22 protein-coding genes are annotated in these 26,006 nt (G+C 45.9%); 8 read left to right on the forward strand and 14 right to left on the reverse strand.

Annotation, left to right across the window (positions count from 1 at the left end):
* Positions 1-159: 159 nt before the first annotated feature.
* From nuoH to WG943_RS17210, 9 genes are all read right to left on the reverse strand, one after another.
* Positions 160-1,122: an NADH-quinone oxidoreductase subunit NuoH gene (gene nuoH, locus WG943_RS17170; RefSeq protein ID WP_340410882.1), complete on the reverse strand. Its 963-nt coding sequence runs from the start codon at positions 1,120-1,122 to the stop codon at positions 160-162.
* Entirely contained in the window at positions 1,092-3,845 is a 2,754-nt protein-coding gene (nuoG, locus tag WG943_RS17175) for an NADH-quinone oxidoreductase subunit NuoG (protein ID WP_340410883.1), read from the reverse strand. The genes nuoH and nuoG overlap by 31 nt, the downstream gene beginning before the upstream one ends.
* Positions 3,833-5,104: an NADH-quinone oxidoreductase subunit NuoF gene (gene nuoF, locus WG943_RS17180; protein ID WP_340410885.1), complete on the reverse strand. Its 1,272-nt coding sequence runs from the start codon at positions 5,102-5,104 to the stop codon at positions 3,833-3,835. Before nuoF ends, nuoG begins: the two co-directional genes overlap by 13 nt.
* Before the next feature lie 17 nt (positions 5,105-5,121).
* Entirely contained in the window at positions 5,122-5,592 is a 471-nt protein-coding gene (gene nuoE, locus WG943_RS17185; RefSeq protein ID WP_340410887.1) for an NADH-quinone oxidoreductase subunit NuoE, read from the reverse strand.
* Positions 5,593-5,789: 197 nt separating this feature from the next.
* Entirely contained in the window at positions 5,790-7,538 is a 1,749-nt protein-coding gene (gene nuoC / locus WG943_RS17190) for an NADH-quinone oxidoreductase subunit C/D (protein ID WP_340410888.1), read from the reverse strand.
* A gap of 104 nt (positions 7,539-7,642) precedes the next feature.
* Positions 7,643-7,915 (reverse strand): DUF4242 domain-containing protein, encoded by a 273-nt coding sequence (locus WG943_RS17195; protein WP_340410890.1) that lies wholly within the window; start codon positions 7,913-7,915, stop codon positions 7,643-7,645.
* Positions 7,916-7,934: 19 nt separating this feature from the next.
* Entirely contained in the window at positions 7,935-8,573 is a 639-nt protein-coding gene (locus WG943_RS17200) for an NADH-quinone oxidoreductase subunit B (protein WP_340410892.1), read from the reverse strand.
* 76 nt (positions 8,574-8,649) lie between these two features.
* Positions 8,650-9,060, reverse strand: a complete 411-nt coding sequence (locus WG943_RS17205) for an NADH-quinone oxidoreductase subunit A (RefSeq protein ID WP_340410894.1) — start codon at positions 9,058-9,060, stop codon at positions 8,650-8,652.
* 105 nt (positions 9,061-9,165) lie between these two features.
* The gene (locus WG943_RS17210) at positions 9,166-9,600 is read right to left on the reverse strand and encodes a CBS domain-containing protein (RefSeq protein WP_340410895.1); all 435 of its coding nucleotides are present in this window, start codon (positions 9,598-9,600) and stop codon (positions 9,166-9,168) included.
* A 242-nt stretch (positions 9,601-9,842) separates the two neighbouring features.
* Between WG943_RS17210 and WG943_RS17215 the strand changes: the two genes are divergently transcribed.
* Positions 9,843-11,123 (forward strand): hypothetical protein, encoded by a 1,281-nt coding sequence (locus WG943_RS17215; protein WP_340410897.1) that lies wholly within the window; start codon positions 9,843-9,845, stop codon positions 11,121-11,123.
* Positions 11,124-11,208: 85 nt separating this feature from the next.
* Here WG943_RS17215 and WG943_RS17220 read toward each other — a convergent pair whose 3' ends face one another.
* Entirely contained in the window at positions 11,209-14,511 is a 3,303-nt protein-coding gene (locus tag WG943_RS17220; RefSeq protein WP_340410899.1) for a PQQ-dependent sugar dehydrogenase, read from the reverse strand.
* Positions 14,512-14,823: 312 nt separating this feature from the next.
* On the opposite strand from WG943_RS17220, the gene WG943_RS17225 reads away from it, so the two are divergent.
* The 5 genes from WG943_RS17225 (at position 14,824) to WG943_RS17245 (ending at position 18,855) form a co-directional block, all read left to right on the forward strand.
* Positions 14,824-15,729, forward strand: a complete 906-nt coding sequence (locus WG943_RS17225; protein WP_340410901.1) for a mechanosensitive ion channel family protein — start codon at positions 14,824-14,826, stop codon at positions 15,727-15,729.
* Between the two features lie 207 nt (positions 15,730-15,936).
* Positions 15,937-17,175 (forward strand): PAS domain-containing protein, encoded by a 1,239-nt coding sequence (locus WG943_RS17230; RefSeq protein WP_340410902.1) that lies wholly within the window; start codon positions 15,937-15,939, stop codon positions 17,173-17,175.
* A gap of 62 nt (positions 17,176-17,237) precedes the next feature.
* Positions 17,238-17,600: a histidine kinase gene (locus WG943_RS17235; protein WP_340410903.1), complete on the forward strand. Its 363-nt coding sequence runs from the start codon at positions 17,238-17,240 to the stop codon at positions 17,598-17,600.
* A gap of 59 nt (positions 17,601-17,659) precedes the next feature.
* Positions 17,660-18,352: a CPBP family intramembrane glutamic endopeptidase gene (locus tag WG943_RS17240; RefSeq protein ID WP_340410904.1), complete on the forward strand. Its 693-nt coding sequence runs from the start codon at positions 17,660-17,662 to the stop codon at positions 18,350-18,352.
* Between the two features lie 65 nt (positions 18,353-18,417).
* A complete protein-coding gene (locus WG943_RS17245; protein ID WP_340410905.1) occupies positions 18,418-18,855 on the forward strand; it encodes a nucleoside deaminase in 438 nt (145 codons plus the stop codon).
* 131 nt (positions 18,856-18,986) lie between these two features.
* Here the strand turns inward: WG943_RS17245 and WG943_RS17250 are convergent, their stop codons facing one another.
* The 3 genes from WG943_RS17250 to WG943_RS17260 all read right to left on the reverse strand — a co-directional run bounded on the left by WG943_RS17250 (position 18,987) and on the right by WG943_RS17260 (position 23,277).
* Complete coding sequence (locus WG943_RS17250; protein ID WP_340410906.1) at positions 18,987-20,426, reverse strand: M48 family metalloprotease; 1,440 nt, start codon at positions 20,424-20,426, stop codon at positions 18,987-18,989.
* 276 nt (positions 20,427-20,702) lie between these two features.
* Positions 20,703-21,098, reverse strand: coding sequence for a response regulator (locus tag WG943_RS17255; protein ID WP_340410907.1), 396 nt, complete (start codon positions 21,096-21,098; stop codon positions 20,703-20,705).
* Positions 21,088-23,277: a PAS domain S-box protein gene (locus tag WG943_RS17260; RefSeq protein WP_340410909.1), complete on the reverse strand. Its 2,190-nt coding sequence runs from the start codon at positions 23,275-23,277 to the stop codon at positions 21,088-21,090. The genes WG943_RS17255 and WG943_RS17260 overlap by 11 nt, the downstream gene beginning before the upstream one ends.
* A gap of 404 nt (positions 23,278-23,681) precedes the next feature.
* Between WG943_RS17260 and WG943_RS17265 the strand changes: the two genes are divergently transcribed.
* Positions 23,682-24,263, forward strand: a complete 582-nt coding sequence (locus WG943_RS17265) for an AraC family transcriptional regulator (RefSeq protein WP_340410911.1) — start codon at positions 23,682-23,684, stop codon at positions 24,261-24,263.
* A 68-nt stretch (positions 24,264-24,331) separates the two neighbouring features.
* On the forward strand, positions 24,332-24,796 hold the full coding sequence (locus WG943_RS17270) for a DUF4268 domain-containing protein (protein WP_340410913.1): 465 nt from the start codon (positions 24,332-24,334) through the stop codon (positions 24,794-24,796).
* A gap of 17 nt (positions 24,797-24,813) precedes the next feature.
* On the opposite strand, the gene WG943_RS17275 is transcribed toward WG943_RS17270, so the two are convergent.
* Positions 24,814-26,004: an NRAMP family divalent metal transporter gene (locus tag WG943_RS17275; RefSeq protein ID WP_340410914.1), complete on the reverse strand. Its 1,191-nt coding sequence runs from the start codon at positions 26,002-26,004 to the stop codon at positions 24,814-24,816.
* Positions 26,005-26,006: the final 2 nt, after the last annotated feature.

Genomic DNA, 26,006 nt, shown 5'->3' on the forward strand with positions numbered 1-26,006 from the left:
AGTTTGGTCTGTCGCTCCTTTTCTCATTTCGAATGCAATGAGAAATATAGAGTCTTTTAAAGCTCTGAAATGTTTCAGATTTCAGAGCTTTATTCGAATTGACAACCTTATCTATTCACTCACTCTCTAACTCCTAAACTTTCTAAATCCCAAACTCCTTTACTCCCCCAGCCACAACAACACACCTCCAGTTACCAGTAAATTTAGCAGCGTAAGCGGCAACAGAATCTTCCAGCCGTACTCCATCAACTGGTCGTAGCGGGGGCGTGGAAGGGAGGCACGTAGAAGTATAAACAGGCAGATGAACGCGAAGACCTTAAGTATAAACCACACAATGGGTGGCAGAAAATCAGGTCCTAGCCAGCCGCCAAAGTATAGCGTTACCACCATACACGAGATCAATGTGATGCCCAGGTACTCACCTATAAAGAAGATGCCAAACTTCATACCCGAATACTCGGAGTGGAAGCCTGCAATTAATTCACTTTCTGCCTCCGGAATATCGAATGGCAGGCGGTGTGTTTCGGCGATACCGGCTATAAAGAAGATCACAAAGCCTAGGATCTGAGGAATGAAGAACCACAGTCCACGCTGCGCTTCCACGATCTCACTCAGGTTAAAAGATCCGGCCATTAGCACCACACCCATCAGCGACAGCCCCATAAAAACTTCATAAGAGATCATCTGTGCAGCGCCACGCATGGCACCCAACAGGCTATACTTGTTATTAGAGGCCCAACCACCCAGGATTATACTATAAGCTCCCATCGAAGAAGCAGCCAGGAAAAACAGCAGTCCGATGTTCAAGTCCGCCACCACTATACCGGGTGCAAAGGGTATCACCGCAAATGCCAGCAGCACAGAGGCCATCACGATAGCTGGAGCCACCACAAACACAGGCTTATCAGCAAAAGGTGGAATCCAGTCTTCTTTAAAAAATAGCTTGAGCGAATCTGCCAGCACGATCAGTATACCAAAAGGACCCGCCCGGTTGGGGCCATAGCGGTCCTGCCAAAGCGCCAGCATACGCCGCTCTATCCAGATGAGCCCTGCCGCCACGTTCAGCAGCGCAAAGAGTACTCCGCCGATAATCAGGAGATAGGTTGAGGTTGCTTCTTCCATGATATTTCCCTGTTTAAAATGCCCCAGGCTGGCAAGGCCGAAAAAGGTAAACCAGGCAAGCCAATTGGTAAGCCTGCAGCTCCCTGTGCTACAAATGAGCTGGTTTTAACAGGCAGCTGGTATACCTGCTCTTCAATTTTAAATGTTAATGCTTCACCCTCTGCCAGTTTCATTTCCTGCGCATCGTGGCTGTTAAGCAGCACGTAGGGTTCCGGTGCACGCTCCATAATGGCTGGGGTGTGTATACTTAGTTCCTCCGAGCCGAACGTGTGGTAAAGCGGTACCATGAACAGGTGCCCGTCCAGCGGCAGGAAGTGCTGCGGTGCTTCATGGAAGTATGTGCTTCTGCTTTGCAGCGAAGGCTTGATCAGTTTTGTCCCTGGGTCGCCGCCTTTCAATGGCCCCCCAATCTCTAGCTGGTACTTGTTTGTAGCTTGTATGGAGTTCCACCCCGGTGACCAGAAGAATGGAATGATCGATGAAGGTGGCTGGCCTTTGTACCCTTCCATGGTAAAGCTAAGTGCTGAATCAGGATCTTCGGCTGGTTTAGGCTCACTTACATTGGTTACAGCATTGGTGGCGGTGCGTCCGCTGATGCGGTGCGAAGCTCGTGGTATTTTCTGCCCGGCAATTCGGAACTCAGCAGGGGGTGTAATACCCTCTACACCACGTAGGTTCTGGTGTGCTACTACCATAGCCGGCAACAGGTCGTCGAAGGTTTGCCAGCCGCGCATGTACTGGTGCTGCACCAGATCACCGAGTTGCATCAGCCATCGCCAGCTTTCCTGCATGTCTTCTAATGTAGGGTATACCTGGTAAAAACGCTGGGCTCTTCCTTCGTTGTTTACCAGCGTACCGTCTGATTCTGCAAAGGTGCCGGATGCAAAAAGTATATCAGCCCGCTCCGTGGTTTTGTTGTGCAGTGAATCCAACACGATAACATTTTTACACTTGTCGAAGAATCGGTTCACCTGTGCGGTACTTGCCCTGCGGTAGAGGTCGTTCTCCAGTATAATCACCGTGTCGGCGTAGCCGTTGTCAATGGCATCGAAGGCAGATTCCAGTCTGTGGCCGCCCAGCATATCCAGCCCTAAACTGTTACACTCAGGGGCAGTAAGCATAATGCCGGCATCTTTCCCTTTTGTCTTCAGAGCGTTGGCAATGTTGGCAGCCGCTTTGATGATGCTTTCGCGGCCTCCGTGTGTACCTGAAATGACAGCTGGTTTTCGTGCATGCAGCAGCGCATTGGCAATCTGGTTGGCCATTCTGATGGTTTGCTCTGTTACATCGTGCACGCTTATCTCTTCTCCGGCAATAATGCTGGCCATGATAAATCCGAGTCGGGCAATTTCGGCAGGAGTGGAGTTAAAAGTTTCGGTGGCAATCTCATCCAGTTTCGTAGGTTGGAAAGTGGCGATGAATAAAGGTCCTTTTCGGTCTTGTACCAGTTCCCGCACCGCTGCATCCTGCCACATCGGGAAACCCGCTTTAGGCACTTCTTCCATCATCGGCTGCTGCCTTACCGACTGCCTCACAGCCAGATCGAGCATGGGAGCGGTGTTAGTCAGGTCTTCGCCAAGTATAAACACGGCATCGCAATGCTCTACTTCTCTTAAAGAAAGTATTTGTGCATCGGTGGTTTGCAATACCTCGAGGTTAAACTCTACCAGATCGTGCTCCGGCTCCGAAAAGCCCTGATAAAAATGATCTGCACCTACCAACGTCTGCAAAGCAAAGTTTGATTCTAAGGAAGCACGTGGCGAGCCAATGCCAATTACCTTACCATTGCTGATAAGTTTTGCAGCTTCTTCTAAAGCTATGCTTTGACTAGTGGATTCCGGCAGCTGGCTTCTCACTAATGGTTTGCGGATACGGCTGGCGCTGTTCACGAACTCATAGCCAAAGCGGCCACGGTCGCAGAGAAAGTAGCCGTTTACCTCCCCGTTATACCTGGTGGTGATGCTGCGCAGGGTGCCATACCGTTCGCCGGCACTCGTGTTACAGCCCAGGCTGCAATGCTGGCAGATGGAGGGGGCAGAAGTAAGGTCCCATTTGCGGGTATAATGGTGTTTCAAGGTCTTATCGGTGAACACTCCGGTAGGGCATACTTCCGCCAGATTTCCGCTGAACTCACTTTCCAGCACGCCATCTTCGTGGCGGCCAAAGTATAAATGGTTGTGTGCTGCAAACACGTCCAGGTCTTTTCCGCCGGCATAATCTTTATAATACCTCACGCAGCGGTAGCATTGGATGCAGCGGTTCATTTCGTGGTTCAGGAAGGGACCCAGGTATTGATTGCGGTAGGTACGTTTCTCAAACGTATACTTCCGGTAGGCATGGCCTGTCATAACGGTCATGTCCTGCAGGTGGCAGGCACCGCCCTCGTCGCACACAGCACAATCGTGGGGGTGGTTTGTCATGAGCCAGCCAATGATGTGGTTCCGGAATTCTTTAGCTTGTATATCCTGTATGGATATGCGCATGCCTTCCCGCACCGGCTCCATGCACGACATCATCAGGCGACCAATGGTATCATTTTCGTCTTTAAAAACCTTAACAGCGCATTGGCGACAAGCGCCTACAGAGCCCATAGCCGGGTGCCAGCAAAAGTATGGCAGGTCTTCGCCGAGGCCCAGGCAAGCCTCCAGCAGGTTCTTGCCAGCCTTTACTTCAACAGGTTTGTTGTCTATATAGATCGTTACTTTAGGTGCTACTGCTTCCATGGACATCTTTTTTCTTTGATATGCCGTTCAAAATCAGCTCTGAAGTATTTAAGGGCGCTTTGCAAGGGCTCCATCGCACCGGGTGCCAGGGCACAGAAGGTGTTGCCAGGACCTAGGTATTGAGTGTGAAACTCCAGGATGTTCATATGCTCCGGCTGCCCCTCGCCACGTTCCATGGCTCTTAGTATTTTCTCCACCCACGGTAGGCCCTCCCTACAAGGTGTACAAAAACCACAGGACTCCTGCGCAAAGAAGTGCTGCAGGTTTAGTACAAAGCCAACAGGGCAGGTTTTATCATCCAGAATTATCATGGTGCCGGTTCCCATGCGGCTGCCTGCTTTGGTTACAGAACCATAATCCATTTTCACGTCGAGGTGCTCCTCCACCAAAAAATCTGTTGATGCGCCACCAGGTAAAAGGCCCCTGAACTTAAGTCCATCTTTCATGCCGCCGGCATATTCTTCCAGCAGCTCACGCACGGTTACACCCATCGGCAGCTCCCACACGCCAGGCCGTTTTACTTTGCCGCTGATGCCGTAGATCTTGGTGCCAGAGTCTTCGCTTTGGCTTATACTTTTAAACCACTCGGCACCCTTGTTCACGATGTGCGGCAGACAGCAGAGGGTTTCCACGTTATTTACAATGGTTGGCCGGCCATACAAACCACTTACCTGCGGGAATGGAGGTTTAGCTCTTGGGTTGGCACGTTTTCCTTCTAAAGCATTAAGCAAGGCTGTTTCTTCGCCGCACATATAGCGACCCACTCCGGTGTGCAGGTGCATGTCTAAAGTATAGCCGCTACCAAGTATGTTTTCTCCTAAGTAACCTGCTTCGTATGCTTCTGCTATGGCTTTGCGTATTTCGCTTGCTGCCAGTTTGTATGCCCAGCGCAGGAACACATAAGATATATTTGCCTGAATAGCATAAGCTGCCACAATCATTCCTTCAATCAGCTGGTGCGGATTGCCCTCCAGCAGCAGGCGGTCTTTAAAAGTGCCTGGCTCCATTTCGTCGGCGTTTGCTACCAGGTATTTTGGCCCCGGCACATTCATCGGCACAAAACTCCACTTCATGCCTGTGCCAAAACCTGCACCACCGCGCCCTTTCAGGTTAGAGGCTTTTACCAGATCAGTTACCTCTGTTGGTGTCATTTGCTTTAGTACTTTGCGCACCGACTCGTAGCCGCCCACGCGCTCATACTCTTTTAAGCTGAGGGGCTGCCTGCCTGCTACAATATGTTGGGTTAGGGGCGTTTCCATGGTAGCGATTGGTTAGGTTAGGCGTATTTGTTTAATATCTCGTCCAGTTGCTCGGGTTGCAGGTCCTGGTACAGGTCGTTGTCAATCATCAAGGCAGGGGCATGGTCGCAGCAGCCGAGGCATACATTAGGCAGCATGGTAAAGCGGCCATCCATAGTGGTCTGGCCGTACTGTATGCCTAATTTGTCACTCAGGTATTGCCGCAGGTTTTCGTAGCCCATTACCCAGCAGCTGATGCTGTCGCAGACTAAAATCACGTGCCTACCCACAGGTTGCCGGAAGATGAGGTTGTAGAAGGTCGCCACGCTATCCAGCTCCGCCGGCGACATATCCATCAGGTCGGCGACTGCTTTCATACTTTCATCAGATACCCAGCCACGGTGCTGCTGCACTACTTTTAGTGCCTCGATGCAGGCAGCTTTTTTAACCGGCACCAATGAGATTTCGTGCTGTATTTCTTCAATTTCCTCTGGCGTTAGTGTTACCATATCTGGAGAATTATGAATTATTAATGCTGAATTATGAGTGCCATTGCTGGTGGCTTACATAGGATAAAGTATAAGAGTGAGGCAGGTGTTGGTAGTAGTTAGTATACTTTGGTGGTACAAGTGGCGACGTACTTAAATACATGCGCCACCGTGTACCATTTTAAATCTTTTTAATCCTTTGATCTTATAGATCCTAGTCACCTGTCAATATCCGCCAGCACGTAGTCCATGGCACCAAGTATAGACAGCATGTCGGCTACCATATAGCCCTTGCTGATGTAGGGCAACATTTGCATGTGCGGGAACGAGGGAGTCCGAATTCGTACTCGGTAAGGAGAGGTACTGCCATCGCTTGTCAGGTAATAGCCGTTTGCTCCTTTTGTCGCCTCAATGCAACTCATCGCCTCACCAGCTGGTATCACAGGTCCCCATGTCACGCCTAAAAAGTGAGTGATCAGGGTTTCAATATCATGCATGGTGTTTTTCTTAACAGGTGGAGTGGTGAGCGGATGGTCTGCTTTGTACGGTCCCTCTGGCATATTTTTAAGGCATTGCTCGATAATGCGCAGGCTCTGGCGCATTTCCTCTACACGTACCACAGCACGGTCATAACAATCGCCGTTAGTGGCTACCGGAATGTCAAAATCAAACATTTCGTAGCCGGAGTAAGGCCGCTTCTTCCGGAAGTCCCAGTCCATGCCACATGCTCTCAAGCCCGGACCGGTTACGCCCCATTCAATAGCCTCATCCAAAGTAAAAATACCGATGCCTACGGTACGCGCTTTAAACAGGCTGTTCTTCATTACCATGCTGTCGTACTCGCGCAGGCGTTTCGGGAAGTAATCGATAAACTCCTGCACCAGCCGTTCCCAGCCTTTTGGTAAATCCTGTGCCACACCGCCTATTCTGAACCAGTTAGGGTGCATGCGGCCACCGCATACAGCCTCTATAATATTAAAGATCTTTTCGCGATCAGAGAACATGTAAAATACAGGCGAAAGCTGCCCCAGGTCCTGCGCAAAAGTGCCATACCAAACCAGATGGCTGGCAATTCTAAACAATTCACACAGCATCACCCGGATCACCTTTACTCGCTCCGGCACCTCAATGCCGGCCAGTTTTTCAACTGACAGCAAGTAGGCCAGGTTATTCATTACGCCACCCAGGTAGTCTACTCTGTCGGTGTAGGGGATGTAGGTATGCCAGGTCTGGCGTTCGCCCATTTTCTCGGCTCCCCGGTGGTGGAAACCGATGTCGGGTATGGCGTCTACAATATCTTCTCCATCCAGCTGAAGTATGATGCGCAGTACGCCGTGCGTGCCAGGGTGCTGCGGACCGATGTTCAGAAACATAAAGTCGCTGTCTTCGCTCTCGCTCTTCAGCCCCCATTCTTCGGGCTTAAACTGTAGCGCTGCCTGTTCCAGGTCCACTTTTTCGTCGTAAAGCTGAAACGGTCCCATTTCGGTGGCGCGGGCGGGATGTTCTTTTCTAAGCGGATGGCCTACCCACGTGCGAGGCATGAGGATGCGCGACAGGTGTGGGTGCCCATCGAACTTGATACCGAACATGTCGTAAATCTCACGCTCGTACCAGTTGGCGTTGGCCCATAGGCTGGCTATACTTGGCGCTTTCGGAAAATCATCTGAAAGGGCTACTTTTAATCTGATAAAGTGATTTCTGTCGAAGGAGAAGAGGTGGTAAACAAGGGTAAAGGTAGAGGTGGGGCTGCCGTTTTTTTTCTGGTGCGTCCGCTCGTCAATGGCAGTCAGGTCGAAGAGCATTTTGTAAGGCTGCTGTATTCCGGCTTTCAGGAACCGCAGTACCTCCGTCAATTTATCGCAGGGCATCCAGAGGGTGAGCAACTCATCCTGGGTGCTTTGTTGCGTAAAAGTGTCCTCGCCGAACCGCCTTTGCAGTTCAATTAATATGCTGCTGTTATTTTCCATAAAGAGAAATGAAAAATGAATGCCGATACTACCTTTAACTCATTGTGCTGATTTATACTTTACTCAGTTTATACTTTCTGTTAAATATTAGTTGGTTTGATTTCTTATTCGGCTGTCACGGGGTCTATGATCGTTTTAACCTCGTTAATGGCGTTTGCCGGAATACCAACCTGCTCTGCATGCTGCCGAATCATATCTTTGTCTGGAGCATTGTAAATGCAGTAAACTTTATCGCCGGTTACATAGCTATGCACCCATTGTATTTTTGGGCCCAGTTTGTTTAAAACCCCACACGAATTCTGCGAAACACTTTTTAACTCCTCCGCAGATAAGTTTCCTGCTCCCTGAATTTCACGCTCTATTATATACTTCGGCATAGTCTTGTTTCTTTTAATTTTATACTTCGTCTGGAGAGCGAAACTCTGTCATGGATTCACGTTGCTCTCTTACACGTTCTTTCACGTCAATTTTTTCTGGTTTGATGATGCCCTGCTCTCCAACCACCCAGCTTAAAGGACGTCTTTCTTTGCCCACGCTTTCGGCAAGTAAGGTTAAGCCATGCATAAAGGCATCGGGTCGGGGAGGGCAGCCAGGAACGTATACATCTACAGGTAAGAATTTATCTACGCCCTGTACCACACTGTAAATATCGTACATGCCGCCACTGTTGGCACAAGATCCCATCGAGATCACCCACTTAGGCTCCATCATCTGTTCGTGCAGGCGTTTAATGATCGGTGCCATTTTAATAAATACCGTACCGGCTATAATCATCACATCGGCCTCACGGGGTGTGCCACGTATAACCTCAGCACCGAAGCGGGCCACATCATACTTTGGTGTCATGCTGGTGGCCATCTCTACAAAACAGCACGATAACCCGAAGTGGAAAGGCCACATAGAGTTTTTACGCCCCCAGGCCAGCAAGTCTTGCACAGTAGTAAGCATAATGCTTTGCTGCACAGCCTCCTCGTAAGAGCCGGTGCCTTTCACGGTGTTTGCCGGTGCGTTTGGTTTACTTAGCCACCATTTCATAGGCTCGTTATTGGTTATCTGTTGTTCGATCCGCTATACTTGTTGATCTTTTGTCAAATAGTCCTTTGGCAAACTGTCATTTTTCAGCCGGCTTGTTCAGCATCCGTTTGTATGCTCTCAGTATTTTCTTACCGTCAGGTCCAAAATCCAGGGCTCCGTTTCTCCATTCGTAAATCAGAACCACTACCAATAGCATGATAAATACCAGCACTCCAATGTATCCGTACCATCCCAGGTCGCGGAAGGCGATGGCCCAGGCAAGTATAAATACTGTTTCCACGTCGAAGATGACGAAGAGCATGGCTACCAAGTAAAATTGAGAGGAGAAGCGGAGGCGGGCAGAGCCTGCGCTCATGATACCGCCTTCATAAGGTTGGCCGGTGGCTCGGTCGTTGTGTCGCTGCCCAAGCACGTAAGACAGCCCCATAATAAGCACTACGAGGCTAAGCACTATAGCACCATATACTAGCAAGGGCCATAAAAGCACGCTATTTTCTTCTGAAGCATACACAGCCTTATCACCTTGCGGCGACCATTAAGTGAAACAACCTGTTCTAATGTCACTCCCGTACCAGGAAGGCCCCTTTGGCTATCAGGTGCCGGAAATGTAATGCTCGAGATTCTCGATAATGAATTTTTGCTCGTCTATTATATATTTCACGATGTCGCCTATTGAGATCAGGCCTACAAGGTTACCAGCTTCAAAAACAGGAAGGTGCCGGATGTATTTGGTTGTCATCAGGCTCATGCATTGCTCCAGGGTGTTGTCTGGTGTTACAGAAACCGGATGCTCTGTCATTACTTCTTTTATCCGGGTTTCTTTGGAGGCTTTGCCTTTCAGGATTACTTTACGTGCGTAATCACGTTCTGTAAATATGCCCGCAAAATGTTCTTGCTCGTCTAATACCACTAGTGCACCCACATTTTTCTCCACCATCTCTTCAAGCGCACTAAATACGGTATCGTTGGGATGAACAGCGAAAACTTTGTTTCCTTTAGCCTGTAAGATACTTCGAACTGTTCCCATGCTAACCTCCTGTAAATAAAAGGGTAATAGAAAAAGATATTTCGTTACTTATACGTGTGTCGTTTAAAAAGGACAATAAAATAATGAAAATATACTCTTTTTTTATACTTATTCCGTGCTGCACCTGAGTTTTGTAATCATTGTCAGTATTTTTTACTGAACAGGTTTAATTATTTCGCTAAGGACTAAACGGTTACCTTTAAGCAGAGTTAAATTAGATAGGCCTTTTAACAATTTCATTTATGGAAAATAATAGTAATTCGAAGGGCTTTTCTGAGATGCTTAATTTCGGTTTAGTGGAAGCATTATTAGGACGCAGGTCGAGACGTTTTTTTATGGGTGCTGAAATTCCGGATGGTGTCTTTGCCTACAAATCAAAGTATGAGTCTGTACCACTATCTGAGCTTGAGAAACTGCTGGTGGTAACGGCTTGCGGAGGCAACACTGGCTGGCACTACATGATACAACGGGCACAGCGGTATGCACCGCACCTATCTAACTATGCAGCTGCAGCAGGAGGACGTACTTTTCCGTCGGCTGCGGGGTTTCATACCAGTAAGACTTTCTTTACCGACGATGAGGGTGTATATGTGCTGGATAATCGCGATGCCCCTGCAGCAGCAGAAAGAAACGATGATGGTTCCCTGGATTTGGATGCTATACTTGATGTACTAAAACTTAATGTTATAAAGCTACAGGATGGCCGTTTGCGCGTGCCCTCCGAGGTGCCTTATGTAGAGGCGCACAATACCTGGGTAGCCAATAAACCGGGCACGCTGCTTGTTTTTCCGGTGGCAGACCTGGCGCAGCATGTGCTGTTGGGGTTATGTTATATGCTGCAAAATGGCTTGGTGCTTACTGATGATATCAACAAGCGTCCTATTCCCGGCATCGAAAAGTATAAAGACATAGTAGACATCAACAACAACTGGAACATTACCTTTCTGGATCAGATATCACTGGCCGAGGTAACTGCAGAGATATCTACAAGTTGTTATGCCGGTGCTTTAATGCTGCAGGCGATGGGGCTTGGCGGCTGGATGTACGACGGCATAGATCTGTTTAGCGTGCTTGGTGCCAGCGGCAATCCCGATGTACCCGGCCTTGGGTTCCGCTATGATACGAACGATAACTGGCCCTATCCGAACCCTACCGGATTAAAAGGCGTGATGGAAGGCTTTTGCCCGCCACATTTCCCTGACATGCGGGCAGCGGTAGAGGCAGTTTGCGAACGAAAATTCGGAAAGGGAGGGCCATTTAACGAAAATACACCAGGTCCCTGGAAAGATGCAGCAAAAGTAAGGGGAGCGGCCCAGGTTCATTCAGAGCGCTTTAGAGAATGCGTTGCGCTGCAGGCGCAATATATTTACGACACATTTGGCAAGTTTCCGGCAACAGTACCCTCTATTTTTATGCTAACCTACCTGCAGGCTCATCACCTTGATCTGGAGTTCTATGATACGTTTTACAAGCCAGGTGCATACCTCAAAACTCATGCAACACATATGGCTAAGTGGCATTAAATTATAAATAACAACTATATAGAATCAGGCCCTGTTACTTATTTAAGTATAGTAACAGGACCTGTCCATGATTCTAATTCAACATTTATTCCCTCAGAATTTTGATACTCTTTATTCTATCTTTGGTATCAACAGTTTGCAGAATGTATATTCCTTTCCTGAGGCTTTTAGCAATTCTAAATGAATACACCGCATTTTCCGGCTTCTGTTCTGGTAGTTGCTTGTAAAAGATACTTTTACCTGCTAAGTCAAACACTTCTATACTTTTAAGTGCAGTTTTGTCTCCTATAGCAAGAGATAACTCCTCTTTAAAAGGATTTGGGTAGACTATAATATTCTCCTCATCACTGATTTTTCCAAGTAATGCCTGCGTGCCAGAAACAGCTACGTATGGCGACAGCCTGCTTCCGGGGATGGGCCTTTCGAGGGCGCCGCTGGGCAGCTGCCAGCCCACGGCCAGGTTGTCACCGCCGGCCTCCTCCTTGTGCAGGGCCTCGATGTAGTAGCGCTGGCCGGCCTGCAGGCTCACCCGCACCGACTGCTGCTCGGGGTACTTGCCCCACTCCCGGGGGGCGGTCCAGCCGTTGACGAAGGCCAGCCTGGCCTTGGCCGCCGGGCTCTCGGAGGTGCTCAGGTAGAGCTCGGCGTTGTTGTCGGCGGCGATCCAGAGGGTGTACTGCCCCGTCTCGGGGGCCGTGACGTAGCCGCGCACGCGCTGGCCGTAGTTGTCGCCGGCGTTGGTCGGGGCCTCGAACAGCGGCAGCTCGCCCGTGCTGCTTGGGGCCGAGCTGGTGGGGATCGAGCCCACGCCGTAGCCGCCCAGGTTCGTCCAAACCTCCCGTGAGATCTTGCCAGATGTAGTACCTCCGCCACCACCGGTACCCGTAACTGTAATTGCAATTGCATCAGAACTAATCGTATGATTGTCGACATCGGTACCTATTGCCTTAATGCTATAGTTGCCTCCGGGTACATTAAACCAGGTCGCAGCATAAGGAACAGCAGTAGATTCTGCTATTTTAACTGCGCCTTGGTAGTACTCCACCTTTGCCCATTTTCTGGCTACTTCTGCAAAGCTTACACTTAGGTTTATGTTGCTACCTGCTGCAAAAGTTTGTCCTGCTGTTGGCGAGGTTAGGGTAATAGGCTTCGTCACACCACCACTACAATCCGGGTAAAGGTCTACAAAATCACTTCCGACCAGGCCTTCAGGATCTGTAACCTTTAGAGAAATTCTGTAAAAATACGTTTCCCCATCGCAGCCAATTGGTGTTATAGTAGTAGTGGTAGTAGGATTTGTGTCTATTGGCTCAGGGTGTGTGTGCGTATTGTGGTGTAATACGGTTTGCCACTCATACTTTAACAGCGATCCAGCACTCTCAGCATCAGTAACGGCAGCAGAAAGGGTGTATACTTTATTAGCTGTCATGGGGTATTTCGTACCATCAGCCGGACTTGTAATATTAACGGTAGGTGGCGTGTTATTAAGTGCTATGTCAAGTGTGGTAGTGGCAGAAAGCCCGCCAGCATCGGTAATTTTTAAGGTAATTTTATAGATCGTTCTTCCGGTAGCAGAGAAAGTATGGCTAGGATTAGCGAGCGTAGAATGAGCAGTTCCATCTCCAAAATCCCAGTCGTACGTTAATGGTTTACCTTCCGGGTCAGAAGAGTTACTGCCAGTGAACTGCACAGTAAGCGGACTCTGGCCGAATAATTTGTCGGCAGTGGCTACTGCCTTTGGGGGACTGTTAGTGGAGTTGTAGGATACCCTGCGCAACTGATAGGCATAATTTATATAGTACAATCCACCTGTTACAGGGTGAGTAGCCATCGCTACCACAGCGGCATTCTGATTTATATAGTTTGTAATTGACTGTGGATTATGCGAGGCATCGAACCTAGCGTTCTTGATCCAGCCGCCTACATAGTCGCCAAAAAAGTATGTGTTTTTATACTCAACCGGAAAATCATCTCCGGTATACCATACACCGCCAGTAACAGAGCCGCCGTTAAACTGTGGGCCTGAAACCGGAGAACCGGATGAGCCAATAAGAGCTACGGCAGCTGTTTCGCCTGAAAAAGTGCCTGTTCTGGCTGATGTGCCTTTGGTTTGATGCCACCAGTCAAATGCTGGCCGTTGGTGCACAAATAACTTATAGGCAGCGTTGGAAATTGGTACATTGTAATCGCAGGGGTTGCCAAAGTATGGAGCAGTCGACTTTTGAGGCTGTTTAATCAGGTTGCCGTAGTAGAAATACTGCTGTGTACAACTGCCCTGTCCATATAAAGGGTTTGGCTGATCGTAGTTATTAGGTACCTGCACATGGTAATACCATTCCTGCTCTGTAAGGCCTTCGTAAATGGGCCAGCCAAAGTTCTGCCCGGCTTTTGCTACTACGTTTATTTCTTCCCAGTTGTACCATCCTACGTCTCCGGCATAGATAACCCCTGGGAAGCTTGCGCTGCCTGTACCGGGTTTTATAGTGAACCGAAAAACGTTTCTGAAACCCAATGCCCACACCCGTGATGCCGGAGAGCGAGGCGCTGCTGAATTATAATAGGGGTTTGAGGGAAGGCCGTTACCGGTTGCGGGATCTATACGCAGTATTTTACCGTTAATGCAGTTTATCTGCTGTGCCCTAAATGCCCCAATATTTTCTTTGCTGGTAATGATGCCATCCTGAAGGGCCTGCGGAACATAAGTATCGTTAGGATTGGCTGGGTCGTAGCCTTTGTCTACATACCCAGCTGATCCACCATCCCCGATTGAAAGTAGCAAAGAGCCATCCTCGCCAAACTTCAAATCGCCAACACCGTGCCCCGTGTAAAGTACAGGTAAGCCAGTAGATTTGGTTTCTCCTATTAGGATTTTTCGGCTTGCCGGATCTACCGTACGCTTATTGTCCGATGTGCGGGCTGTGTAGCGGGTAAGGCGGCCAATGGAAGCGCTAAAAAAATCATTGGCAGATGGGTTATAACTGCTAGTGCCAAAGTATAGCAAATGGTGCCTGTCTACCACATAGAGCACATACACATAGCCGTTACTGTCGAAGTTAGGGTCAATCGCAAAGCCCAGCATTCCGTGGTCTTTCCAGTCGCCCACCTCCTCGCTAATGTTAAGAAAAGGCGTGGCCAATTTTTGCCCATTTTCAATCAACCATACCCTGCCTCCTTTTTCCCAGACGTACGTTCGGTTGCCGTCTTTCGAGAAAATAAGGCCAACAGCAGCATTCCAGTTATCACCAATCTGTACATCTGAAAAACCAGATGGCTGCGAAGAAGCTTTGATAATAAATAGTAAAAGGAAGGTGAGGACTAATAGGGAGCGAAAAAAGACATTGCGGCTCGCGCATAATAATCCCCCTGATAATGTAGAAACAGTAATCATAGAGGGTATTTAAGAAAAGAATAAATAAAGAGTACCTGAAGCGAAAAGACTAGCAAAACGATTGCTCGAAGGAGAGGAGGAAATATGTAAAGTTTAATATGGGGTTAGTTCTAAACCACCAGCCATTCACATTTATTTGTACGCAACTGGTTATAGGGTGTTTTAATGATTCAGATATTAATTTGGATAATAAATGTAAGATTTAATTAGTGGTTCATATTGATTGCCATTTATCTGATTTGATCTAAAGCTTATACAATTCCGGTAAACCAAATACTGAATTTTAAGCGTAAGTTTTCTAAAAGTGAGAAGATGAGGGAAATTACGCAGCTGCTTTCAGATGTTACGGGACTTACGTCAGGTTTTATAGAGCATTTACTTGTTACACTTGCTGTACTGCTGGGACTATGGTTATTGAGTAATTTAATTCTAAGTATCGCATTTAAGCGTGAGCAGGATCTTCGAAAGCGCTATATGTGGCGCAAATTCACCAATTACATCATAACAGTAACTGGGATCATACTTCTCTTTAATATCTGGTTCGGTGGGCTACGTTCTGTCGCTACTTTTTTTGGTTTACTTTCTGCAGGATTGGTACTTGCCTTACGTGAACCGCTGCTTAATATTACCGGCTGGCTTTTTATTATTTGGAAACGGCCCTTCAGAATAGGAGACAGGATACAGATTGGGAGTTTTGCAGGTGATGTAATTGACATCAGACTGTTTCAGTTTAGCTTAAACGAGATAAACGGCTGGGTAGATGCCGACCAGGCAACAGGTAGAGTGGTACACATTCCTAACTTAAAAGCATTTACAGAGCCACAGGCCAACTATAACTATGGTTTTCCATTTATCTGGAATGAGGTGGCCGTTAAAATAACCTTTGAAAGTAACTGGAGCAGAGCAAAAGCTATACTTCAGGAGATTGTGCAGCGGCACGCAGAAAATCTAAGCGAATCAGCCCTCAAACAGGTTAAGAACCAGTCGCAGCAGCATCTTATTTTTTATGAGGATTTCGGACCAACTATCTATATAGATGTAGTAGAAAACGGTATAAAGCTGACAATGCGGTATATGTGTAGCCTGATGCGAAGGCGTAAAAGCGAAAACGCCATTTGGGAGGATGTGCTAAAAGCCTTTGCCACAACAGAAGACATTCACTTTGCTTATCCGGCCACACGTTTTTACAAGGGAGAGGAAGGGCGCTCTACATTATGATAAGATAATTTTTTAACCACCAACTGCTTTATCGTAGGCATAGTTTCAGCTTTAAGTATCTGGAATCATAGTCACTTATTAGATAAGAGTAGTGTTTTTTAAATTTTACTTCCATAATTTTAGAAACTTAATCAACCAAGATTAGTAGTAGTCCTTTAGCTATTATCGCTGGATTTGTTGTCTCTCTTCTCTTTATTAAAATCAAAAATGGATTATCAAAAGCTTTTTGTATCTGTTCCGGAAGCCATTGTGCTGCTTTCGCCCGACTTTACCATTTTAGCTGCTAATGATAGATATCTTGAAGTAACGATGCGCACACATGATGAGCTGATAGGTAAAGATTTTCTGAAAACATTCCCGGACAACCCGGACGCATCTGAATCTAAAAATGAAATGTTGCTGCGCCAGTCGCTGGAAAATACACTGCGCACTAAACATGTAGATTACTTAGATGTGTTGCGTTACGATATACCACGGCCTGCCTCACAGGGCGGAGGCTTTGATGTACGGTATTGGGAGGCATCCCATACTCCCATATTAGATGATGAAGGAAATGTGGAGTGCCTTATGCAGCTAACAAAAGATGTAACAGAGCGAGAGGTGGCGAAACTAGAACTGTCTGAGACGCAGGAAAAGTTTAAGTTTATGGCGGAGGCGATGCCGCTGCTTATTTTCACGACAAATACCGAAGGCAAAATAACTTACCTGAACCAACGCTGGGGAAAGTATACAGGTACAGCTACCAAAGAACTTATCTATAATGGTGTTAAGCAGGTATTTCATCCAGAGGACGCCGCAACTTTTACTACCCGCTGGGCAGATGCCTTTGCCAACAATACCGAGCTGCAAATGGAGGTAAGAGTCAAAGCCAGTGAAGGAATTTACCGTTGGCATTTGGCACGCATACTTCCGCAGGTAGACGAAAGCGGTAAGCTTTTAATGTGGGTAGGCGCTATTACTGATATCCATAACTCGAAACAATTGGTAGAAGAGCTATTGGAGGCGAATACTCAAATGGAGCAGCTTTCTAACCACGTGCAGCAAGCCTTTAAGAAAGTGGAGTCGGAGCGTAATATCTTAGAACGCCTGATTATAGAATCTCCGGCCTTCTTCTGCATACTGAAAGGACCGGAACATACTTTTGAGTTGATAAATAAAAATTACCAGAAGATTTTTCCTGGAAAAGAATTGCTTCATAAGCCTGTAGCCAAGGCCCTGCCAGAAGTTGTTGATCAAGGATACATTGCTATTCTTGACAAAGTATACCAGACCGGTGAAAGTTATGTAGCGGAACACATACGTATAATGCTCGACAGGTATAACACCGGCGCTCTGGAAGAGCTAACCATTTCTTTTCAATATCAGCCGCTGTATGATGAAAACAACACTATTTACGGCATACTAGTTTTTGGGTATGAGATTCCTGCTTTAAGCCATCAGCAATAGCAAACGAAACAACTGCACTCATTTAATTTAAAACTACTACAAGGCTCTTTTAGAGCACCTACATGAACCCAATCCAGTTAGATATACAGCAACTTCGGATTAAACATATTTTGTTTAAATCTAAACTGCGATCGGTGTTGTATGGTGGCAACTACGATGAGATTTTTTTCTCTGAAAGTGGGCCTGTAGGGCAATGGTTTATACAAACTGGCTGGCCAAAGTATAGCAGCCTTAGCCAGCTACAGGAACTTCATACTTTAAACCTCGACCTAAACAGGCAGGCAAAGCTGCTTATTACTTTATACAATAACAGCAAAATTGAGGAGGCCCATGACGGCCTGCGGGCCATTGATCTTAAATCAGACAGGTTTTTGAGTCTGCTATCTGAAATTGAGCAAAACCCAGAGGCGAGAACTTTATTTTAATCTACTTTTTATCGGTCGGTATTCTTGCTAAATTAAACTCGTACTTAGTTCCTGTAACTATGGTGGGCAACCTTTTCATACTTGTAGTAAGCTGGTTTTTACTTCGGCTGGAACGTAAGCAGCTGGGACCGGTTTTAGGTGTTAGTAACCCTATGTACCGGCTTTTTCAGTTTGGGATGGGGTTCTCTTCTACAGCTATACTTGCCATACTTACCAGCCTGGTTTTTGCTTTAACAGCTAACTTTACATGGGTTCCGACTGGTAGTGCTACTCTCGAATATCTGCTTAAAGGTTTTTATAATGTCTTCAACGCTGTATTATTCGAAGAGCTGATATTTAGAGGGTACCTGCTTTACAAAGCTCTTGAGTATTTAGGCGAGCGTAAAGCATGCTTTCTAAGCGCAGGTGCTTTTGGTGTGTATCATTGGTTTACGTTTAGCACATTCGGTAATCCTGTTTTAATGGGTTGGGTGTTTTTTTACACCGGAGTATGGGGATTAATGTTTGCCTACGCCTATACTAAAACCCGTTCGCTGGCGCTGCCTATAGGTTTACACTTGGGTTGGAATCTGGTGGATCAGTATATTTTTTCTAAAACGAGCCTAAGTTTATTCGAGCCTGTTACTACAATTCATACACGCTACCTAGGCACGCTTGAAAGTATGATGTTCCTGAATTTGCCAACCATTGGGTTTGCTGTACTTGTTATTTTGCTGTTGTCTAAGGTGCAAGGCAGGTATAGCACCAGGTAAGTAACAGCTGCTGATGACAACTAATTATACTTGCTTAGTGTAATCATAACTTAAAAAACACAACGATGGATGAATTTTTACAAGCTGCTATAGAAGAAGCCAGAAAAGGGTACAACGAAGGTGGTATTCCGATAGGTTCTGTACTAGTGCACAAAGGAAAAGTAATTGGACGCGGGCATAACAAGCGGGTTCAGGAGGGTAGTGTAGTACTACACGGCGAAATGGATGCACTTGAAAATGCCGGACGCCTGCCAGCTTCTGTTTACCGGGAGTGCACCATGTATACTACATTGTCGCCATGCCCGATGTGCTCCGGCACTATGCTGCTGTACGGTATTCCCAGAGTAGTTATAGGCGAGAACAAAACTTTTATGGGAGAAGAGGAGCTGCTGCGCAGCAGAGGAGTAGAAGTGGAGGTACTGAACAACGAGGAGTGCCACAACCTGATGCAACAGTTTATAAAGGAGAAGCCGGAACTATGGAACGAAGACATTGGGGTGTAAGCTAAAAGTATGAACTGTAGTTTTCTCGGAGTTTATACTTTCGCCGACACTTGTTTACTTCGAGGGTAATATAAAAGTATAAAAAAGGGTGATGCAGTTACTGCATCACCCTTTTTTATACTTACAATAATTTACTCAATAACTTTTATCAGCATACCTTTTTCAACGCGGTCTTGTAGCTGCATTCCGTTTAGCACGGCTATTTCTTCCAGCCTTTTACTTTCTTGTGAATACGACTGTAGAGCCTGTGCCAGCGTACTGGTTTGCTTTACCGGTTTGATTTGTATACGCTCTGGTTGTTTGTTTATTTTGGAGGCGTCTGTGAGTTGCCTGAAGCTTTCCATGGTGTTGCTGAACAGTTGTGCGTAAGCATCGAACTGTGGTGCTGTAGTAATGCCCATGATGCTGTAAATTCGGCCGTCATACTGGATCAGGTAAGTAAGTGTCCGGATGGTTGCCTGCTGTTGCTCTTGCTGCTGATCTGCAATAATAGCGAGCGCCGGTAAGCCGTTTACTGTTGTATTTCCTGATTTAACGGGTGTAAGCTTGTACTGCTGCATCATCTGCTGTGCCGCCTCCTCTAGTGAATTACCTGGAGCAAGCGTCAGGTTCATCATGGCCTTACCATCTTTAGCCCCCATCTGGAATACCTGCGGCGAGTTCATATAAGACCAGTTGGTAGGAATCTGGAACTGAAATTTTAACTCCGGATGATAGAAGACGTTGTTCTCCACAAAGCCCTGCTTCGGGTCTTCGCCATAGATCATGCCGTCTATCATTTTCAGATAATTGTTGCGGTTCACATCCAATGTGGTCAAGCTAAGTTTCTGTTTCCATTCAGTGGCTAGCTGCTGCACTGTAGTATAGCGGTTACCCGGGTCTGGGTGAGTAGAAAGAAATTCCGGTATAGCTGATCCGCTTTCCTGTTGCTTGCGCTGCAGCGTTAAAAAGAAGTCAGCCATCTCATCGGCATCATATCCTATTTTAGTTGCGTACTCTACACCCAACCTGTCAGATTCACGTTCGGCATCGCGTCCGAATTTAAGAAAAAGCAAACCTAAGCCCTGAGAGGCTGCCTCACCAAACTGTGCCAGTTCCGGAGCGAGCACCATGCCGGCTATCAAGCCAACCTGGGCAAGTATGGCTTTGCTTTGCTGCTGGACCGTATGGCGTGCGGCAATGTGCCCGATCTCGTGACCAAGTACACCGGCAAACTGGGCTTCGTTGTTAAAGTGCGCCATAATTCCGCGCGTAAAGTATACGTATCCGCCAGGCACGGCAAATGCATTTAACACAGGCGAATCGAGTACCTTAAAACTATACTTTATATCGCTGCGGTGTGAGATAGCGACCATCTGCTGTCCTTTCACATCAATAAAGCGCTGCATGGCGGGGTCATCGTAAAGGCCGAACTGTGCCACGATCTGTGGGTCAGCTTCCTGGCCCATAGCCAGTTCCTGGTCTTCCGACATCAGGGTTACGTTTTTCTTTCCTGTTACGGGGTTGGTGGAGCATGAGCTCCATATGCTCATTAAACCTGCCAGCAGACAGGCCGAAATATATTTTTTCATAGTCGTGTATTTAATGCCAAGTAGCCTTTCCTGTATTGGGTGTTCTTGGAAAAGCTATATTCAATTTATCAAACGATACTCAAAAGTATAGGTTTCTGATAGTGCTTTTTAAGGCAATAAGGTAGCATTAAATGCAAAACTGAAATAGCTTGCCAGCAAACTATTTTCTGAAAATAAGAGATATGGTGCCTTTAGTTTTGTAGTCTGCTACTGTACTGGTTCATAAACTGTAGAACTGCAGTTGTTTTTTTAAGAACTGCCATAGTACAAAATGCATCAGCTGTTGCTTATACGTTTGATGATCTCCTCATCGAGGGGTTTTTGTAAAAAGCCAGACACAACTTTATACTTTTGGGCTTTGTCCATATCAACCTGATCTACTGATGAGGTAAGGATGTAGATCTGGCATTTAGAAAGTAATTCTTCCTCATAGGGCAGTAATCTATCCAAGAAATCCCACCCACTCATATGAGGCATGTTCAAATCCAGAAAAATAATATCCGGAAGTTTCTGATACGCTTTGTCTGTTACTGCTGAAATAATTTCTGCAATGGCATGCGTGGCACAGGAAAAGCCTATACATGATTGGGTAAACTGTACTATCTCCAATAGTGTCTCGGTTAAAAAGACACTTATTTCATCATCATCAACAATAAAAACTTTACTGTACATGTTTGTTACCCAATAATAATGTGAAGGTTGTACCAGCTCCGGGTTCGCTTTTTACCAGAATTTTTCCGCCTATTGTCTCCACCTGCGTTTTTACCAGAAACAAACCAATGCCTTTGCCATGGGTGTTTGGATGAAAGCGTTTGTACAATTTAAAAAGTTGATTTTGAACCAACTCCATATCCATTCCCAGGCCATTGTCGCTTACGCTAAGAACATAACCACGGGCATCTCTGCTTACGCTGATTTCTACTTGCAGGAGCCTTTCCGGTGAGCGGTACTTGATAGCATTAGACACCAGGTTCTGAACTATACTGTACAGGTAGGCTTTGTTGGAAAGCATGGTGTAACTACAGTCAATAGCCAGAGTTACTTTGGCGTTGTTTATACTCAACTCATCCTGAAAAGGACTAAGTACTTCCTCTACAATGTTGAGCAAGTTAACATTTTCGCGGGGCAGGGTTCTGTCTGCATCTTTGATTGAGAGAATTGAGTTAATGTCTTTGATTACATTGTCAAGTTGTGTAATCGACATTTCCAGCTTATCCATGATATTATCAAACTGACCTGTGCCTAATTGCACCTTTCTGGCCAACCTTGATAAGCCTAAAGCATTTGCTACAGGTGCTCTGAGATTATGGGATACCATGTAAGTAAACTGCTGCAGATTCAGGTTCTGTTTATACAGATCGTCCGCTAATTTAAGCTGCTCGGCATCAGCTTTTTTCTTTTCAGTTATATCTGTTTGTAAAGCGATATAGTTTACCAGTTCACCGGTTGCATCTTTAATTGGGGTAACATCTATATTTACCCAATACGGCTCACCGGTTTTGCGGTAGTTAAGTATCTCGGCTGTAAAGTGTTCCTGCTCTTTATACTTTTGGCGGATATAATTTTCTGTTTCAGTGTCGGATTGATACCCTTGTAGCAACTGGCTGGGAACTTTGCCGATTACTTCTTCTTTAAGATACCCTGATAACCTCGTAAACCCGTCGTTTACCCATTCAATACGGCCCTGAGGGTCCATGATCACAACCCCGTTAATTGTTTTGCTGGCCACAAAAGACAATTTCTCCATTTCGCGGTGGAGGGCACTTTTTGCTGTTGTGTCTATAAAGTGAATAGCCAGCCCACCATCAAAGGGAAATATGCTGTAACTCAGTGTTAGGTGGCCATTGGTGTCATAGGTTTCTTCCAGGTATTCGGTTTTACCGGTTGCTTCTACCTGGAGGCAACTTAAGTAAAAGTCTTTATCCATTAAACCAGGAAACACCTCCCAGATAACTAACCCGATAAACTCCTTGGCTTCCTTGTTTATATGGTTGCAGTAAGCCTGATTTGCAAAAGTATAACACCAGTTTGCGTCGAGGGCAAAGAATGGTTCTGTTACACTGTTTAAAATCTTACGTAGCTGTTCAGAATGTGCTTTTATCAAGTGTTGGTGCTCTATATCAACAGTAACGTCTTTGGCAATTCCCTGCACTCCGATAATAGTACCACCCACAGAGACAGGAAGCACCGCTATACTCATCACCCTTACCTTGCCGGCAACATCCAGCACTTTTAACAAAATATCCTGCGACTCGCCTTCTAATGTTTTTTTGAAAGCTATCAGCGAATAGTTAAAATCATCAGGGTGAACGAGTTTAAGAAAGTGCTCTTTCAGAACGGCATCTTCTTGGTAGCCTAATTTATTCTTGAACTGCTTGTTTACGGAGGTAAAGTTTCCTGCAATGTCAAGCATAAAAACTACATCCGGGTGCGCCTCATACAAAGATATGTAATACGCCTGGTGCAGATCTTTTTCTTCCCGTTGGGATATAGTTTCGGTAATATCTTTGGAGTTGGTTACAAAACCTTGAATAAGCTCGTCGTGTAGCAGGTTTGTAACAGTGCTCTCAATCCAGCGCCAACCATTATACTTCGACATGAAGCGGTAAGGAGGGCTTACTATTTTATCGGTTGATACTACTTTTTGTAAAACAGAAACCGCTTTGTCTAAATCATCCGGGTGGATGTATGATAAGGCATTTTTGCCCACCATTTCAGACGCTGTATAGCCTAGAATTGCAGTAACAGAGTCGCCTACATATTTATATACTCCAGTTTCATCGATAACTGATAACAGGTCGGTGCTGTTTAGTAGTAGGTGCTTGTAAAAATCTGAGTGCAGGTGACCCATGAGTATTTAAAAATACAGCGTTTTAATAAAGAGTTTAAGTGCGTTTGTTATCATATAGTCATGTAAATTATAAGTGAACGCTACTGTTAGGCGTTAAGAGTAATTACTTATAATAAGTTCATCGTAGTAGGAGCAAAAATATCTTTCAAATTAAACAATTTTATCAAACACATTAGCTAATAATTAAAATTTAATGCATTCTTAATTTTAAATTTGTAATATTCTTATATATATCGTGTTGATATGAAGAGCGTATTAGAGATATAAAATTAAGGTTATAACATTCTTACATCAAATATACTTTCTTAATATAGAGCCATACTTCTATATTGCTACACCTGTAAATGGCTTTTGTTTTGTAATTTTGAGCAGTTGTTTTAAGGTATGTTTTTAGATTAATAGCTATGGGAACGTTAAAACTCCACATTAAGAACATGGTATGCGCCCGGTGTAACCGTGTTGTGGCTGAGGAGCTTGCTAAATTAGGTTATCAGGTGTTGCAGGTTTCGTTAGGTGAGGCCGAGATCAGCAGAGCCGACAATGCGTTTAACATAGAGCAGATAAGGGAAACGCTGACTGCCAACGGATTTGAATTGCTGGATGACCGAAAAACGCAGTTAATTGAACAGGTAAAGCTGGCAATAATTGAGCTGGTGCACCGCCAGGGGGAAGCAGATTTGCATATTAATACATCAGATTATTTGTCTGAAAAACTGGGCATGGATTATAGTTACCTTAGTTCGCTTTTCTCGTCGCATGAGGGGATAACTATAGAGAAGTACCTTATCCTGCAGCGCATAGAGCGCGTAAAGGAACTGCTGGTGTACAACGAGCTAAGTCTGAAAGAGATCGCCTATCAACTAGGCTACAGCAGTGTTGCGCACCTTTCAAATCAGTTTAAAAAGGTAACAGGCCTAACACCCAGCTATTTTAAAGAGGTTAAGGAAAATAAGCGAAAAACTATAGACCACGTGCAGGAGCAATAGTTCTTGTGAAACTAAATTCGCCAGCTGGTTATGTATAGCCGTATCAGCAAAGTATAATTTTTTAATACATGTATTCCCGCGAACAGGCATCTCAACTACGGCAGTCATTCTGGACTGCATTCGGACAGTACATAGCGCCGCATCCTTCTGCTGATGGCTATAAAATTAACTGGTCTAACTATAAAACTGGGTTAAAGCACGTTTATTTCCGGATGCAGGCCGACAAAAGATCAGCGTCTATTGCCATTGAATTAACTCACCCCGACCCGGAGATACAAGAGCTGTTTTTTGAGCAGTTTGAAGAATTAAAAAACCTGTTGCACGAGTACGTAGGAGAGCCTTGGGAGTGGGACCTGCACACTACTAACAGTGAAGGCAGAACCATTAGCAGAATCTATAAAGAGCTACCGGATGTAAGCGTGTTTAACCAAAACGACTGGCCAGCGCTTATTTCCTTTTTCAAACCCCGAATCATCGCCCTAGACGAATTCTGGAGCGGCGCCAAGTATAGCTTTGATGAACTGAAGGATTAATAGTTTAGGTAAACTGCCTACTTAAACAAAGCCGGCAGTTGCTGCACTAAAGTATAGCCACCCATCCAGGCCATCACCAGCACTACCAGCACACCGAATATTGTAAGTATAACCGGGTGTTTGTAATCGCCTACTACTTTGCGTTTATGTGCTGCCCAAATTATAGTACCCAGTGTAACAGGAAGTATAAGACCGTTTAAAGCACCGGCAAGTATAAGCAGGTGAACCGGCCTGCCGATTGTTACAAAAATAACCGTAGAGATAAGTATAAACCCGATGATGAGCCAGTTCTCATACTTCTCAAATACTGGTTTAAACGACTTGATAAACGATACCGAAGTATAAGCCGAACCAATAACAGAAGTAATAGCCGCCGAGAGCATCACCACACCAAAAATTTTATAGCCAATATCACCGGCTGCCAACTGAAACACAGAAGCAGGAGGATTGCTTTCATCTAGAACCAAGCCTTTGCTTACCACCCCAAGCGCTGCCAAAAACAGAAAAACCCGAATTACCGAGGCAATAGTAATACCTGATACAGCACTACTGTTAACCTGCGGAAGCGCAGCCTTTCCTTTTATTCCCGCGTCGAGTAGTCTATGGCCGCCTGCAAAGGTTATGTAGCCACCCACTGTACCACCTACAAGTGTAACGATAGCAGCGAAGTCGATTTGGTCCGGAAGTATGGTTTTGATGGCTGCTTCGGCAAGGGGAGGGGCAGAGGTAAAAGCTACATACACCATCAGCAGAATGAGGAGCAAACCCATTACCTGGGCAAACCGGTCCATTACTTTTTTGGCCTCGCGCACCAGAAAAATACCGATGGCAATGGCCGCAGCTATAACGGCCCCTGCTTCTGCACTTAATCCAAACAATACGTTAAAGCCAAGCCCTGCGCCCCCAATGTTGCCAACGTTAAAAGCAAATCCGCCCAGCACAATAAGCAGCGAAATAAACATCCCAAGCCCTGGCAGCACGATGTTGGCAATATCCTGTGCACGTTTTTCCGATACAGCAATTACACGCCATACATTTAGCTGTGCCCCGATATCCAGAATAATGGAGGTAAGTATAACAAAGCCAAAGCTGGCACCTAAAGTTTGGGTAAAAACAGTGGTTTGCGTCAGGAATCCGGGACCAACGGCAGAAGTAGCCATTAGAAAGGCTGCGCCCAAAAGTATACCCCAGTTTTTATTTTCACCCATAC

This window comes from Pontibacter sp. H249 (assembly GCF_037892465.1).
Lineage (GTDB): Bacteria > Bacteroidota > Bacteroidia > Cytophagales > Hymenobacteraceae > Pontibacter.

Coding starts and splice junctions, on each gene's coding strand:
- nuoH (WP_340410882.1), bottom strand. CDS start 1,122: ATGGAAGAAGCAACCTCAACCTATCTCCTGATTATCGGCGGAGTACTC.
- nuoG (WP_340410883.1), bottom strand. CDS start 3,845: ATGGAAGCAGTAGCACCTAAAGTAACGATCTATATAGACAACAAACCT.
- nuoF (WP_340410885.1), bottom strand. CDS start 5,104: ATGGAAACGCCCCTAACCCAACATATTGTAGCAGGCAGGCAGCCCCTC.
- nuoE (WP_340410887.1), bottom strand. CDS start 5,592: ATGGTAACACTAACGCCAGAGGAAATTGAAGAAATACAGCACGAAATC.
- nuoC (WP_340410888.1), bottom strand. CDS start 7,538: ATGGAAAATAACAGCAGCATATTAATTGAACTGCAAAGGCGGTTCGGC.
- WG943_RS17195 (WP_340410890.1), bottom strand. CDS start 7,915: ATGCCGAAGTATATAATAGAGCGTGAAATTCAGGGAGCAGGAAACTTA.
- WG943_RS17200 (WP_340410892.1), bottom strand. CDS start 8,573: ATGAAATGGTGGCTAAGTAAACCAAACGCACCGGCAAACACCGTGAAA.
- WG943_RS17210 (WP_340410895.1), bottom strand. CDS start 9,600: ATGGGAACAGTTCGAAGTATCTTACAGGCTAAAGGAAACAAAGTTTTC.
- WG943_RS17215 (WP_340410897.1), top strand. CDS start 9,843: ATGGAAAATAATAGTAATTCGAAGGGCTTTTCTGAGATGCTTAATTTC.
- WG943_RS17220 (WP_340410899.1), bottom strand. CDS start 14,511: ATGATTACTGTTTCTACATTATCAGGGGGATTATTATGCGCGAGCCGC.
- WG943_RS17225 (WP_340410901.1), top strand. CDS start 14,824: ATGAGGGAAATTACGCAGCTGCTTTCAGATGTTACGGGACTTACGTCA.
- WG943_RS17230 (WP_340410902.1), top strand. CDS start 15,937: ATGGATTATCAAAAGCTTTTTGTATCTGTTCCGGAAGCCATTGTGCTG.
- WG943_RS17235 (WP_340410903.1), top strand. CDS start 17,238: ATGAACCCAATCCAGTTAGATATACAGCAACTTCGGATTAAACATATT.
- WG943_RS17240 (WP_340410904.1), top strand. CDS start 17,660: ATGGTGGGCAACCTTTTCATACTTGTAGTAAGCTGGTTTTTACTTCGG.
- WG943_RS17245 (WP_340410905.1), top strand. CDS start 18,418: ATGGATGAATTTTTACAAGCTGCTATAGAAGAAGCCAGAAAAGGGTAC.
- WG943_RS17250 (WP_340410906.1), bottom strand. CDS start 20,426: ATGAAAAAATATATTTCGGCCTGTCTGCTGGCAGGTTTAATGAGCATA.
- WG943_RS17255 (WP_340410907.1), bottom strand. CDS start 21,098: ATGTACAGTAAAGTTTTTATTGTTGATGATGATGAAATAAGTGTCTTT.
- WG943_RS17260 (WP_340410909.1), bottom strand. CDS start 23,277: ATGGGTCACCTGCACTCAGATTTTTACAAGCACCTACTACTAAACAGC.
- WG943_RS17265 (WP_340410911.1), top strand. CDS start 23,682: ATGGGAACGTTAAAACTCCACATTAAGAACATGGTATGCGCCCGGTGT.
- WG943_RS17270 (WP_340410913.1), top strand. CDS start 24,332: ATGTATTCCCGCGAACAGGCATCTCAACTACGGCAGTCATTCTGGACT.
- WG943_RS17275 (WP_340410914.1), bottom strand. CDS start 26,004: ATGGGTGAAAATAAAAACTGGGGTATACTTTTGGGCGCAGCCTTTCTA.